The sequence below is a fragment of the Bradyrhizobium sp. WSM4874 genome (genome assembly GCF_055811835.1).
Window position 1 is genome coordinate 18354 of record NZ_JBVVPR010000003.1, and the last position, 13085, is coordinate 31438.

Annotated in this window: 11 protein-coding genes; 1 reads left to right on the plus strand and 10 read right to left on the minus strand. The window is 64.8% G+C overall.

Annotated elements, in window-relative coordinates; translation table 11 throughout:
* Nucleotides 1–7: 7 nt before the first annotated feature.
* The 9 genes from AC0L3P_RS03995 to hydA form a co-directional block, all read right to left on the minus strand.
* Nucleotides 8–1609 carry an ABC transporter substrate-binding protein gene (locus AC0L3P_RS03995; RefSeq protein ID WP_473301039.1) on the minus strand — a complete coding sequence of 534 codons (1602 nt, stop codon included), beginning with the start codon at nucleotides 1607–1609 and terminating at the stop codon, nucleotides 8–10.
* A 131-nt stretch (nucleotides 1610–1740) separates the two neighbouring features.
* On the minus strand, nucleotides 1741–3411 hold the full coding sequence (gene nikE, locus AC0L3P_RS04000; protein WP_473301040.1) for a nickel ABC transporter ATP-binding protein NikE: 1671 nt from the start codon (nucleotides 3409–3411) through the stop codon (nucleotides 1741–1743).
* Nucleotides 3408–4256 carry an ABC transporter permease gene (locus tag AC0L3P_RS04005; protein ID WP_007608569.1) on the minus strand — a complete coding sequence of 283 codons (849 nt, stop codon included), beginning with the start codon at nucleotides 4254–4256 and terminating at the stop codon, nucleotides 3408–3410. The genes nikE and AC0L3P_RS04005 overlap by 4 nt, the downstream gene beginning before the upstream one ends.
* Nucleotides 4253–5287, minus strand: a complete 1035-nt coding sequence (locus AC0L3P_RS04010; RefSeq protein WP_473301041.1) for an ABC transporter permease — start codon at nucleotides 5285–5287, stop codon at nucleotides 4253–4255. Before AC0L3P_RS04010 ends, AC0L3P_RS04005 begins: the two co-directional genes overlap by 4 nt.
* A gap of 26 nt (nucleotides 5288–5313) precedes the next feature.
* Nucleotides 5314–6933, minus strand: coding sequence for an ABC transporter substrate-binding protein (locus AC0L3P_RS04015; RefSeq protein ID WP_473301042.1), 1620 nt, complete (start codon nucleotides 6931–6933; stop codon nucleotides 5314–5316).
* Between the two features lie 119 nt (nucleotides 6934–7052).
* The gene (locus AC0L3P_RS04020) at nucleotides 7053–8489 is read right to left on the minus strand and encodes an NAD(P)-binding domain-containing protein (RefSeq protein ID WP_473301043.1); all 1437 of its coding nucleotides are present in this window, start codon (nucleotides 8487–8489) and stop codon (nucleotides 7053–7055) included.
* Nucleotides 8486–9235, minus strand: a complete 750-nt coding sequence (locus tag AC0L3P_RS04025) for an SDR family oxidoreductase (protein WP_473301044.1) — start codon at nucleotides 9233–9235, stop codon at nucleotides 8486–8488. The genes AC0L3P_RS04020 and AC0L3P_RS04025 overlap by 4 nt, the downstream gene beginning before the upstream one ends.
* Before the next feature lies 1 nt (nucleotide 9236).
* Nucleotides 9237–10211: an NAD-dependent epimerase/dehydratase family protein gene (locus AC0L3P_RS04030; protein WP_473301045.1), complete on the minus strand. Its 975-nt coding sequence runs from the start codon at nucleotides 10209–10211 to the stop codon at nucleotides 9237–9239.
* A 16-nt stretch (nucleotides 10212–10227) separates the two neighbouring features.
* Nucleotides 10228–11697: a dihydropyrimidinase gene (gene hydA / locus AC0L3P_RS04035; RefSeq protein ID WP_473301046.1), complete on the minus strand. Its 1470-nt coding sequence runs from the start codon at nucleotides 11695–11697 to the stop codon at nucleotides 10228–10230.
* 56 nt (nucleotides 11698–11753) lie between these two features.
* Between hydA and AC0L3P_RS04040 the strand changes: the two genes are divergently transcribed.
* Nucleotides 11754–12416, plus strand: coding sequence for an aspartate/glutamate racemase family protein (locus AC0L3P_RS04040; protein ID WP_275167588.1), 663 nt, complete (start codon nucleotides 11754–11756; stop codon nucleotides 12414–12416).
* Here the strand turns inward: AC0L3P_RS04040 and AC0L3P_RS04045 are convergent.
* On the minus strand, nucleotides 12413–13081 hold the full coding sequence (locus AC0L3P_RS04045) for a flavin reductase family protein (protein WP_275167812.1): 669 nt from the start codon (nucleotides 13079–13081) through the stop codon (nucleotides 12413–12415). The genes AC0L3P_RS04040 and AC0L3P_RS04045 overlap by 4 nt on opposite strands.
* Nucleotides 13082–13085: the final 4 nt, after the last annotated feature.

Below are 13085 nucleotides of genomic sequence, written 5' to 3' on the forward strand. Positions count from 1 at the left end.
CGCAGGGTCATGCGGATTTCGACACGCCCCAGAAGAACGGCAGCGGCCCTTTCGTGATGCCGGAGACGTTCTTGCGCCAGGCCGTGTAGCTGAGGAAGAAGCCGGTCGGCGCGTAGACGACGTCCTCGAGCGCGACCTTGTTGAGGCGGGCGACCGCGGCCTTCTCCTCGTCGAGGTTCTTGGCCTCGAACCAGGACGTGACCTCCTTCTCGGTGCCGGGGCTGTTCGGCCAGCCGAACCAGGCCTTGTCGCCGTTGGCGCGAATGGCGGTATAGGGCGCCGGATTGATGCAGTCCGAACCCGCATGCCAAGTGTGGAACATGTTCCAGCCGCCCTGTCCGGGCGGCGTCTTCTGCGCGCGGCGGGAGCCGACCGTGCCCCAATCGGTCGCGACGAAGTCGACATTCATACCGAGCTTCTTTAGGAGATCGGCGGTCACATCGCCGAACGCCTTGGTGATCGGCTGATCCTGCGCCACCAGACACGTCACCGGCTGGCCGGAATAACCGCTCTCGGCGAGCAGCTTCTTGGCAGCGTCGAGATCGCGCTTGCCCTTGAGGACCTCGCCGCCCGCCTCGGTGTAGAGCGGCGTATCGGGCGTGAAGAAGCCGGGGAGCGGCTTCCACAGCGAATTATCGTCGCCGACGAGCGCACGCATATAGTCTTCCTGGCTCATCGCCATCAGCACCGCGCGCCGCGCCCGCACGTCGTTGAAGGGCGGATACAGGAAGTTCATGCGGAACGAGCCGACATTGCCGAGGGGGTCGCCGATGTCGACGCTGATGTTCTTGTTCTTCTTCAGGACCGGGACGAGGTCCGCGATCGGGTTCTCCCACCAGTCGATCTCGCCGTTCTGCAACGCGGCCGCAGCGGTCGCCGGATCCGGCATCACGATCCATTCGACGCGGTCGATCAGCATCTGCTTGCCGCCGGCGAGCCATGACGACTTTTCCTGCCGCGGCACATAGTCGGCGAATTTTTCGAAAACGGCTTTCGCGCCGGGGACCCATTCGCCCTTGGCGAACTTCATCGGCCCCGAGCCGACATAATCGCCGATCTGCTTGAACGGGTCGGTCTGCGCAATGCGCTCCGGCATGATGAAGGCGCAAGGCGAGTTGTTCTTGCCAAGCGCATAGAGCATTTTCGGGAACGGCTGCTTCAGCACCCATTTGAAGGTGCGATCGTCGACAGCGGTGAGTTCCTGCTGCAGCGCCTTGAGCATCAGCCCCATCGGATCGCGCGCCGCCCAGCGGGTGAGACTCGCAACGACGTCCTTGCTCCGCACCGGCTCGCCATCATGGAATTTGAGTCCCGGCCGCAATTTGAACGTCCAGGTGGTGCCATCGTCGGTCACTTCCTCGGATTCGACCATCTGCCGCTGCGGCTGGAGCGCGGAATCGACGCCGTAGAGCGTATCCCAGACCAGCGCGGCGGCATTGCGCACGACATATTGCGTGCCCCAGATCGGGTCGAAATTGGCGAGATTTGCTTGCGGCACGAAGCGCAGGGTGCGCGCGGAGGCGCCTTGTGCGATCGCCGGGGCCGAAAGGCCGCTCAATGCCAGACCGCCCGCGCCGGCCAGTCCCTTCAATACGGTCCTGCGATCCATGAAATCCTCCCAATAGTGCCGCGATGCCGGCCATCGTTGGCCAAGAACAGGTGAAACCAGAGCTCATTGGCGTGCAAATGGTATGCCACTAACCGGGCCTTCGCCAGCGGGAGATCCGCACCATTTAGACCTCAAAGCGCGGCCGCCAGTACCGGGCCGGTCTCGATATGCGGGATCGCCTCGACCAGCTTGCGCGTGTAATCGGTCTTGGGATTGTCGAACAGCGCCCGGCTCTCGCCTTGCTCCACGATGCCGCCATTGCGCAGCACGATAGTGCGGTCGCAGAGCATGCGCACCACGTTGAGGTCGTGGCTGACGAACAGCAGCGCGATGTCGTTCTCGCGCCGCAGGCGGTCGAGCAGTTGCAGCACCACCGCCTGCACGGAGACGTCGAGCGCGGCGGTCGGCTCGTCCAGCACCAGGAGCCGCGGCCGGCAGGCGATGGCGCGAGCGATTCCGACGCGCGCCTTCTGGCCGCCGGAGAGCTGATGCGGAAAGCGCGGCAACAGATCCAGCGGCAGCCCCACACGCTCGGCGCAGTCTTCCACCCGCTTGCGCAGCGCATCGCCCCCACGCATGCCGTCGAGCCGCATCAAGGGATGAGCGATGCAATCGAAGGCGGTGAAGCGCGGATTGAGGCTCTCGTTCGGATCCTGGAACACCATCTGGATGTCTTTGCGCAAGCGCGAGCGGTGAAAGTCGCGCGACGCCACGTGGCCGATCGACTGCCCGTCGAACACGATCTCGCCTTCGCTCGGGTCGATCAGGCGGCAGATCATCCGCGACGTCGTGCTCTTGCCGGAGCCGGATTCGCCGACGAGGCCGACGCTCTCGCCGCCGGCCATCGTCATCGAGAAGTCCGCCACCGCCGCAGCGCCCTCGTCGAAGCGTTTCGCGAGCTTGCGCACTTCCAGCAGCGGCGGAGTTCCGTGAACGGGCTCCTGCCTGGGCCCGCTGACGACAGCCGCATGGCGCTCCCGCTCCTCTTCCGTCACGAGGTCCGCGATCCCGGAGGTCGCGGTCGGCGACGCCGCCACCAGGCGCCTGGTATAGGCGTGCTGCGGCGCGCCGAACAGCGTCCTCGGGCTTGCCTCTTCGACGATGCGGCCGCGCTCCATCACGGCGATGCGGCGGCAATATCGCGCCGCGAGGCCGAGATCGTGCGTGATCAGGATCGTCGCCATGCCGCGCGCGGCGGCAATCTCCGCCAAGAGGTCCATCACCACTTTCTGCGTGGTGACGTCGAGTCCGGTCGTCGGCTCATCGGCGATCAACAGAGCGGGATTGCAGGAAATCGCGATCGCGATCATGACGCGCTGGCACATGCCGCCGGAGAGCTCGTGCGGATAGGCGTTCATCCGCGTCTCGGGGTCGCGGATCTGAACGGCGCGCAACAGCTCCAGCGCCTCGGCGCGGGCGGCGTCCTTCGATATCCGCTTGTGAGTGAGGATCGCGTCCGCGATCTGCAGACCGATCGCGCGGATCGGATTGAGCGCCGCCCGCGGGTTCTGGAAGATCATCGACATCGCGGCGCCCTGGAGCTGACGGAGATCGTCGCCCCTGAGCTTTGTGACGTCCTGGCCGCGAAACAGGATTTTTCCGCGAGTGACGCGCCCGGCTGAATCCAGGAGTCGCGTTGTGGCAAACCCGGTGACCGACTTGCCCGATCCGCTCTCGCCGACGAGGCCCAGCATCTCGCCGGCCTCGACCGCGAGCGTGACGCCGCGCACGGCCTCGACCAGTCCACGCCGTGTCGAGAACGAGACGTGGAGATCGTCAATCTCGAGGAGCGTCTCGCTCATGTGCGCATGCGCGGATCGAGAATGTCCCGCATCCCGTCACCGAGGAGATTGAAGCACAGCACGGCCATCATCAGCGCGAGGCCCGGAAAGGCCACCAGCCACCACCGCCCCGTCGAGATGAAGCGGGCGCCCTCCGCGACCATGATGCCCCATTCCGGCGTCGGCGGCTTGACGCCAAGGCCGATGAAGGACAGGCCGGCGGCGTTCAGGATCGCCCAGCCGAGATTGAGCGAGATCTGTACCGCCATTGCCGGCAGGATGTTCGGCAGCAGGAAGCGCAGCACCACTGAGAAATGGCTCTCGCCGCAGGATCGCGCCGCCTCCACCCAGCCGACATTGCGCCGGACGTTGACCTCGGCGCGCGCGAAGCGGATGTAGAAGGGAAGATTGATGATCGCGGTCGCGATCACGATGTTCTCGATCCGGTTGCCGAGCGCCGCAACCATCGCCATCGCCAGCACGAACAGCGGAAAGGCCATCATGACGTCGACGAAGCGGCCGACCGAGCGGTCGAGCCTGCCGCCGGCATAGCCGCAGAAAGAGCCTACGACGGCGCCGATCACGAAAGAGATTCCGACCGCCGAGACCGCGATGGCAAGGTCGAGGCGGGCCGCAACGACGAGGCGGCTGAACACGTCGCGCCCGAGCTGGTCGGTGCCGGCCAGATGCGCCGCGCTCGGCGGCTGCAGGGCCTCCGAGACATTGGAGACGACGGGATCATAGGGCACCAGCCACGGTCCGAAGATCGCGACCAGGACAAACAGCAGGACACCCGCCGCGGCGACACCGGTCAGCGGGTTGCCGCGCAAAATCCAGACCGAATGGCGGAGGGTTGCGCTCGTCATCCGATCGACACCCTGGGATCGGCGATGCCGTAGCAGATGTCGACCACGAGATTGACCAGCACGAAGATGCCAGCCATCAGCAACACGAAACCCTGGACCGGCGCATAGTCGGACGACAGCAGCGCATCGAGCGCGTAGGAGGCGACGCCCGGCCAGGAGAACACCTTCTCCACCAGGACGTTCGCGCCAAGCATGGTCGAGAACACGATGCCCGCAATGGTGATGACGGGAAGGATCGCATTGCGCAGCGCATAGGTGACGACGACCTTCTGCCAGGACAATCCGACCGAGCGCGCGGTGCGCACGAAATCGCTGCCGAGCGAGACCAGCATCGAAGCACGCGTGATTCGCGCCAACGGCGCGATCACGAACAGGGCCATGCTCACCGCCGGCAGGATCAACTGCTTGCAGGCCGCCCACCAGCCCTCGATGTCGCCCGCGAGCAGGAAATCGATCGACAGGAACCCGGTGCGCTGCGGCGGCAGCGAGGTGAAGACGTCAATCCGTCCGGTCGGATCAGGCGCAAGACCGAGCAGATAGTAGAACACATAGATCAGCAGCAGGCCCGAGACGAAGGTCGGCACGCAGACGCCGAGCGCACAGAACAGTCGCACGCCGTGATCGACCAGCGATCCCGGCTTCAAGGCTGCGATCACGCCGAGCGGCACCGCCGCGATCAGCGCGATCAGGAGCGCCGTGAAAGTGAGTTCGAGCGACGCCGGCAAACGCTCGCGCAAATCTTTGAGCACCGGCTGCCCCGTCATCATGGAGCGGCCCAGATTGCCGCGGCCGATGTCGGACAGATAGAACACGAGCTGCTCCGGCACCGACTTGTCGAGCCCCATCTGTTTGCGGATCTGCTCGATCTCCTCCTTGCCGGCATTGGGCCCCGAGGCGAAGAACACTGCGGGATCTCCGGGGAGGACCCGCATCAGCAGAAAGGTGAAGACCAGCACGCCGAACAACGCCGGCAGCGACGACATAAGCCGCCTCCCCGCCCGCACCACCGTCGCACCAAGACCGGTCATCACCTTTCAGAGCCTCTGGCTTACGGACATCACTTGCGGCTGACGTCGCGATAATCGACCTGACGATGGAACTCGTAGGTATAGCCCTCGATCGACGAGGCCATCACGGCGTCCTGGTTCGGCTGCCAGAGCGGGATCTGCGGCATCTCGCTGAAATGGATCGCGTTGAGCTTGCGGCCATCCTCCTCGTACTTGGCCTTGTCGGGCTCGAAGCGCGCTTCCTGCGCGATGGCGGCCAGCTCGGGATTGTTGATCGAGCTGTAATTCCAGCGCTGATTGCCGGTGTAGAAGTTGCGGTAGAAGTAATCGGTCGAGGGCAGCCAGGCGACGATGCCTTCAGTGAACAAAGGCAGCTTCTTCTCGTTGATCTGCGTCGACATCTGCGCATCCGGCAGCTTCTGGATGTCGACCTTGATCCCAATCTTGGCAAGCGATTCCTTCACGAGAGCCGCCATCGGCTCCGCGGTCGAGGCCTGACCGACGTTGAAGCTGAAGGTGGTCGAAAACCCCTCCGGGAGTCCTGCGGCTTTCAGATATTCCCTCGCCTTGTCGAGATCGGTCTTCACCGGCGCCTGGAACGGATAGATGCCGTTCAGCGGCTTGCCATCCGGCCAAGTCGCACCGAACAGCGGGGCTCCGCGGCCGAACAGGGCCGCCTTGAACATGTCCTCATAGGGCAGCGCGAAGGCGATGGCTCGACGGACATTGACGTTGTCGAAAGGCGGGATCTGGTTGTTCATCGAGACGAAGGTGATCGAATTGTATTGCGGCGTCGAGACCACCTTGAGCTTGCCCTTGGCCTCGAGCGACTGCACGTCGCTGGCCTGGAGATCGACGACGAGATCGGCGTCGCCGCGCTCGACAAGATTGGCGCGGGTCGCGGGCTCCGGCACGGACTGCACGATGACGCGCTTGAAAAACGCCGGCTTGTCGGGCGAGCCGCGGTTCCAGGCCTCGTTGCGCTTGATGATCACCTGCTCGCCGGGCTTGAAGCTCTCGATCACGTAAGCACCGCTGCCGGCAGTGTGCTCCTTCAGCCAGGCGGTGGCCCAGGGATCTTCCGGGGTCGCATGCTCCTTGGCAACCTTGGAGTTGATGATCAGCGGGTAGACCGTAGCGAGATTCGGCAGCGCGAGCTTATCGGGTTTCGGCAGCGTCACCTCGATCGTGAGGGGATCGATTACCTTGAACTGGTCGGCCGACGTCAGCGATCCCGTCAGCAATTGCGCCTTGCCGAGGATCGGAGCGGTGACGCAGCGATCGAGCGACCATTTCACGTCCTCGGCGGTCACGGGCGAGCCGTCCTGGAACTTGGCGTCCTTGCGCAGACGGAACGTCAGCTTCAGTCCGTCCGGGCTGACGTCGTAGGATTCGGCGAGCTCGCCGGTGATCTTGTCGAGATCGAACACCCATTTGCCGTTGAGCTGCTTGCGGCCGAACGCCACAAGGCGGTCGTAGGTGCTCATGCTCAGCGCGAAGGATTCGCGCGTCGAGCCCGGAATGTTGGGATCGAGCGTGTTGACAGACGCGCCGGTGACATAGCGCAGCGTCTCGGCCCTGGTTTGCGCTTGCGAAGGCGCGGTAGCGATGAGCAACAACGCGGTGGTGGCGAGCACGGAGGATGCCGACCTGAAAGACACAAAACGCATTTGTTTTCCCCAAAAATCTCGACAAGAACGCCAGCAAGGCAGGTTAAGAAACAAGCAAGTTGCGCGCCAGTCTTATGATGCGCTCTTGTGGACGCTTTGTCGCGGCGGCGCATGCACGATCATCGCGATTCCTCCATGTTTCGCGCTGGCCGCGTGACCACGGCCTGTGGCACGTCATAGGCGCGGAGCGAGGCCCAGTGCCGTTCGACATCGGCACGAAACAGGCCGCGAGTCAGGCCATTGATCAGCTTCGGCACCGCGGTCGTCATCGCGTTGATCGACGATCCCGACGGACCAAAACTCATGGTGGAGGCGATGGCGAAGAGATGGATGTCTGAAATCCACGGCGTCTCGCCCGCGACACGTTCGGTGAAGGCGTAATCGTCGGCAAGATAGGGGAAGCGGCCGAGCCGCGCGTTGCGTTCGCTCTCCGGGGGCAGGTAGCGGTCCGCCCAGGTTGCGATATTGCCGGCAAATGCGCGCAGCTCGCCACGGCCGGCAAAATCCATGTCGATGCCGGTGCCGCAGATGACGAAATCCGTTGCGATGACGCCGCGCGGCGTCTGCAATTCGATGCCCTTGCCGGTCTCGCGCGCGGCCTCGATCGGCGCGCCCTCGTGCAATGTGAAATTGGCGTGATTTGCGCAACGATCGTAAGTTGGCTGCGGAAAGCCTTCGCGCATCTCGAGAATGGTGCGCATGAAGCGCCAGCGCCAGGCATCGTCGAGATCGCTGAGATGGCGCAGAAAGCCGCGGAAGGTCAGCCAGCGATAGGGCTGGATCAGCTGGATCTGTGCCCTCCGACACAGCAGATGCACTTCCGCCGCGCCCGCTTCCAGCGCAGTTGCCGCATTATCGAAGGCAGATGCGCCGGCGCCGATCACGGCGACGCGCTTGCCGCGAAGATTTTCGAAATCAATGTCGTCGGCGACGGTTGCGACCGAGCTCACCGGCAGATGGCTCAGCGGTTCGGGGATCATCCAGTTCCCCATCCCCTCCTGCCCGGTCGACAGCACGACCTTGCGCGCATGGAGCGTCTCGACGCCATCGCCATGTTTCACGCGTGCAGCCAGTAAACCATCTGCCGCCGGCCGGATTTCCAGAAGCTCGCTCCCGTTGCGCACGGGCAAGCCGATCGTGCGCCGCAACCAGAGCAGATACTCAGCCCAATGCTCCCTCAGGATTAGGTTCAGTGTCTGCCAGGCGTCCCTGCCGAAGCGGGCCTCGTGCCATGACTGGTAGGTCAGGCTCGGGATGTCGAGGTCAGGTCCTGTATAGTCTTTCGGGCTGCGCAGCGTCGGCATGCGGGCATAGGTGAGCCACGGGCCTTCCATCCCCTCCTCTGCCTTGTCCAGCACCAGGGTGTTGCTGACGCGGGAGCGCATCAGGCCGAAGCCGATGGCGATGCCGGATTGGCCGGCGCCGACCACGAGCACATCCAGCGCAGGCTTGCCGTCCGGTCCTGTCTTCGGTTCGAGCCAGGCGGCACCGGGATGCGCGATCCGCGCGAGATCGGCGCGAACCTTCGTTTCGAGCTCTGTCAGCGCATCACTCATGCCGCGAGCCAGCCTCCGTCGACCACCATCACGGTGCCGGTCGTGAACGAGGACGCATCGCTTGCGAGGTGAAGTGCGGTCTGCGCGATCTCCTCGGCCTGGCCGAACCGCTTCATGGCGTGGCGATTGCGGGAGCCTTCGCACACCTCGTCCGCATTGGCATGACGGGCAAAGCTGCGGCGAAGCATCGGCGTGTCGATCGCACCGGGCGCAATCGCGTTGACGCGAATGCCGTCGGTCGCAAAGTCCACCGCCATCGTTCGGGTCAGGCTGACGATCGCGCCCTTGGCGGCGATATAGGCGCTGTTGCCCTTGCCGCCGGCAATCGCAAGCTGCGATGCCAGCGTAATGATCGAGCCGCTGTTCTGCCGCTGCATCTGCGGTACCGCCGCTCGCGCCCACAGCCAGGTGCCACCGACATTGGTGCGGAACACAGCATCCCAATCGGCGGGACCGGTGGTCAGCACCGTGCCGCCGCAGGAAAAGCCGGCGGCGGTCATGAGGATATCGAGCCGGCCGTGCCGTGCCACCACATCGTTTGCAACGGTCTCGGCGAAATCGGCATCGCCGACGTCGCCAACATGCGTCATGGCCTCGCCAACCAGGATCAGCGTCTCCTCAAGCCCTGCGGCATCGCGATCGACCAGAGCGAGATGCGCGCCCTCCTCCGCGAACAGCTTCGCGCTGGCACGGCCGATGCCGGAGCCGGCTCCCGTAACGATGGCCGTGCGCCCCTGCAGCCGCATGTCAGATCCACTCCTTGTGCTGCGTCAGCCAGGCGCTCATCGCGGCCGCCGACTCGGCGCAGCCGAACCGCGCCCGCCAGCCGAATTCATCCGCCATCCGCGTCACCGACAGCGGCGCGCGATACGGTCCGTGCAGCTTGACGACGGTTTTCTCCCCAGGCGCCGCGAGCCGGCATTGCAGGCCGGGATGCAACGCCGCAAAGGCCTCGCCCCATTGCAGCGCAGGCCATAGCCCACTGCTGGAGATGTTGTAGAGCCGATGGCGGGGCCGATCGGCTTCAATCAGCAGTGCCACTGCCTCGGCCGCATCCGGCGCGTAGATCCAGTCCCTCATGCCCGCTTCGGGCATGATCGCCGCCTCCCCGCGGGCGAACGCAGCCAAGATCTGGAACTGGAGGCTTGGCGTGTCGCGCACCGAACTCGGTCGCTCCCACGGTCCGAACAGGGCGCTCAGCCGTACGCTCAGGAAATCGCCGCCGAAGAGCTCGGCATGACGCGCAACCGATCGCTCCGATGTGAACTTGCTGATGGCGTAGAACGAGACTGGATCGCAGGGCGTTTCCTCGTCAAGACTCTCGACCCGCGCGCCCGCGGCGCCGTAGGCCGATGCCGACGAGAGATTGACGACCCGGCGCACGCCATGACGGATCGCGGCGAGCAGAATCGGGATCTGGGCCATCACGTTGATCTCGAGAACGCGCGCGGTCGATGCTCTCTCCAATTCGTCACCGGCGGTGATCGCAGCTCCAAGCACGATCGCGTCAACGCCTTCGGCGATGAGGGCATCGATGGCATCTGTATCGGTGATATCGCCCTGCACGGCTTTGAGCCGTGCGCCATAATTGGCAAGAGACTGCCGCGCTGATGGCGGCAATTCTGCACGGTCATACAGCGTCACGTCATGCCCGCGCGCGAGCAGCACCTCCGCAATGTTGAGGCCGACAAAGCCGGTGCCGCCGAAGATGACGATCCTCATCGCGCGCGATCCACTATCACAGTAGCTTCGCTCCGAAATTACGTTCAGGGTCCATGTCGGCGACGAGCCGCCCCGTCGGCTTGGCCGCCTCGCCGCCGCTGCGTGCCAGGAACTGTCCGCTGCCGGCGCTCGCGAGGCACTTGTTGCCGTCGATGATCACCCGGCCACGCGACAGCACCGACACCGGCCAGCCCTTCAGTTTGCGTCCCGCAAACGGCGTATAGCCGGCGAGGTCGTGCATCATCTCGTCGGCGATCACGGTCTCGCGATTGGGATCCCAGATCGCGATATCGGCATCGGCGCCGATTGCGATCGAGCCCTTGCGCGGATGCAGATTGTAGATCTTGGCCGGCGCCGTGGAAGTCAGCTCGACGAACTTTTCCAGGCCCAACCGCCCCTTCGACACCATTGCGTCGAACAGTAGCGGCAGCCGCAACTCCAGCCCCGGAAGGCCGTTCGCGACCTGCTTGAAATTGGGATTGGGCCCGGCGCGCAGCTTGCCAGTCTCGTCGTAACGATACGGCGCGTGATCCGACGAGATGGTCTGGAGATCGCCGAGCGACAGTGCCTGCCACAACGCCTCCTGATCCGAATGCGTGCGGGGCGGCGGGCTGCACATCCACTTGGCGCCTTCCGCCCCGGGCTTGTCGAGATCGGCAGCGGTCAGGAACAGGTATTGCGGACAGGTCTCGGCAAAGACCTTCAGCCCCTGCCCCCGGGAATCGCGGATGACCTTGGCGCCCTCGGCGGTCGAGACATGGAAGATCATGATGGGCTGGTCGATCAGTGCCGCCATGCCGATCAGCCGGGTGAAGGCTTCCGCCTCCGACACGCGGGCGTGGCTGACGGCGTGATATTTCGGCATGGTGTAGCCGCGCGCGAGCAGGCGCTTCACCATCCAGGCGATGATGCCGTGGTTTTCGGCATGGGCGCACAACATCGCGCCGGACTGCCGCGCGGCGAGGAGGATGTCCAGCAGCGGCTCGTCGTCGACCTTGAGCCGGTCATAGGTCATGAAAATCTTGATGGAGGCGTGGCCCTGCTTCACCAGCGCCGGAATATGCTCCTCGACCGTTTCCTTGGTCGCATCGGCGATGATCATGTGAAAGGCGTAGTCGATCACGGCGCCCTTCTTGGCGAGGGCGTGATAATCCTCCACCACCTGCGGCAGCTTCATGCCGACATGCTGGGCGGCAAACGGGATCACCGTGGTCGTACCGCCAAAAGCGGCCGAGACGGTCGCGCTCTCGAACGTGTCGGCGTTCATGATGCCGGCAGCGGACAATTGCTCGATGTGGGCGTGGCTGTCGACGCCGCCGGGCAGAACGAGCTTGCCGCGCGCGTCGATTTCGCGCTTCGCGGACGGAAGCCCGCGCCCGATAGCGGCGATGGTCTCGCCGGAGATGGCGACATCGGCTTCAAAGACGTCCGTTGTCGTCGCGACGCGCCCACCGCGAATGATCAGGTCGTAAGCGGGTTCAGTCATGAGGCACTCCATGATAGGCTCAAGCCAAGTGATCGAAATTTTGCAGGAAGACCAGCATGTCCCGACCGCGCATTCTCGTCATCAATCCAAATTCCAACCCTGCGGTGACGCAGGGGCTGGAGGACGCGCTGAAGCCGCTCGGCTTCGAGGGCGGCCCCGAACTGGTCTGCCAGACGCTGGCCGAGGGGCCGTTCGGCATTGAAAGCCAGGCCGATGTCGATGGCGTCGCCATGCCGCTGCGCCGGCTGGTCGAGGGCGACAACAGCTCGGCTGCCTTTGTCATTGCCTGTTACAGCGATCCCGGGCTTCAGGTCTGCCGCGAAGGCACCGACCGCCCCGTGTTCGGCATCGCCGAATGCGGCGTGCTGACCGCGCTGGCCCGCGCCGAGACCTTTGGCGTCATCGCGATCGCCCAGCGCTCGATCCCGCGTCACATGCGCTATCTCAGACAGATGGGACTGACCGACCGCCTTGCCGGCGAGCGGCCGCTCAACATGAGCGTCGCGGAAACCGCCTCGGGCGAAGGCACGCTGGCCAGGATGATCGACGTCGGCCGCGCGCTGCGCGACGAGGACGGCGCCCGCGCCATCGTGATGGGCTGCGCCGGCATGGCGCGCCATCGCCGTCCCCTGGAAGACGCGCTCGGCATCCCCGTGATCGACCCGACACAGGCGGCTGTCACGATGGCGCTGGGTACGGTGCAGTTCTCGAATCACTAGGCGTCCTTCAGCTCTTTGGCGTCCTGCCGCGCGAGCCATTGCGCGTGGCTCTCGCGGACAAGCGCGAACGTGTCCCGCTGCGTCGTGTAGAGATTGCCGAACATGCGACCGATCGGCCGGTAGGCGTCGAGGTCGACATACATGTTGGCCTCGTCGACGAGTCCCTCGCGGGCGTGAATCCGGAGCACCTCGCCGACCAGCAGTTCCCGATCGGGCGAGAAGGTCAGCGCGACATGGCGCCGGCATTCGAGCGCGAAGGGTGCTGCGGCGAGGCGCGGCACCTTCACGTCGATTGAGGGAAGGGTCGCGAGTCCTGCCGCAGCGACCTCGCTGTCGCCGGACGGAAAATCGACCGCGCAGTCGTTCATCGCCACCGACAGCGCCTCGTCCACCATGTGAACGACGAATTCGCCGTCGCGATGGATGTTGCGGGTGGTGTCCTTCGGGCTGTGATCCGGCTTGTGCTGGAGGCCGAGCACGATCAGCGCGGGGCTCTCCGAAAACACGTTGAAGAAACTGAAGGGCGCGGCGTTGACTGCCCCGTTCGCATCCAGCGTCGTCACCAGCGCAATCGGCCGTGGCACCACCACGCCGCAGAGCAGCTTGTAGCGATCGCGTGGATCGAGCTCGCGCAGGGGAATACCTGATGTGCCCTTGTCCGCCATCGAC

What these genes read in the sequence shown, in the direction of transcription:
- AC0L3P_RS04025 (WP_473301044.1), bottom strand. Translation starts at nt 9,235, where the DNA reads ATGCGGCTGCAGGGGCGCACGGCCATCGTTACGGGAGCCGGCTCCGGC.
- AC0L3P_RS04020 (WP_473301043.1), bottom strand. Translation starts at nt 8,489, where the DNA reads ATGAGTGATGCGCTGACAGAGCTCGAAACGAAGGTTCGCGCCGATCTC.
- AC0L3P_RS04045 (WP_275167812.1), bottom strand. Translation starts at nt 13,081, where the DNA reads ATGGCGGACAAGGGCACATCAGGTATTCCCCTGCGCGAGCTCGATCCA.
- AC0L3P_RS03995 (WP_473301039.1), bottom strand. Translation starts at nt 1,609, where the DNA reads ATGGATCGCAGGACCGTATTGAAGGGACTGGCCGGCGCGGGCGGTCTG.
- AC0L3P_RS04030 (WP_473301045.1), bottom strand. Translation starts at nt 10,211, where the DNA reads ATGAGGATCGTCATCTTCGGCGGCACCGGCTTTGTCGGCCTCAACATT.
- AC0L3P_RS04015 (WP_473301042.1), bottom strand. Translation starts at nt 6,933, where the DNA reads ATGCGTTTTGTGTCTTTCAGGTCGGCATCCTCCGTGCTCGCCACCACC.
- nikE (WP_473301040.1), bottom strand. Translation starts at nt 3,411, where the DNA reads ATGAGCGAGACGCTCCTCGAGATTGACGATCTCCACGTCTCGTTCTCG.
- AC0L3P_RS04040 (WP_275167588.1), top strand. Translation starts at nt 11,754, where the DNA reads ATGTCCCGACCGCGCATTCTCGTCATCAATCCAAATTCCAACCCTGCG.
- AC0L3P_RS04005 (WP_007608569.1), bottom strand. Translation starts at nt 4,256, where the DNA reads ATGACGAGCGCAACCCTCCGCCATTCGGTCTGGATTTTGCGCGGCAAC.
- hydA (WP_473301046.1), bottom strand. Translation starts at nt 11,697, where the DNA reads ATGACTGAACCCGCTTACGACCTGATCATTCGCGGTGGGCGCGTCGCG.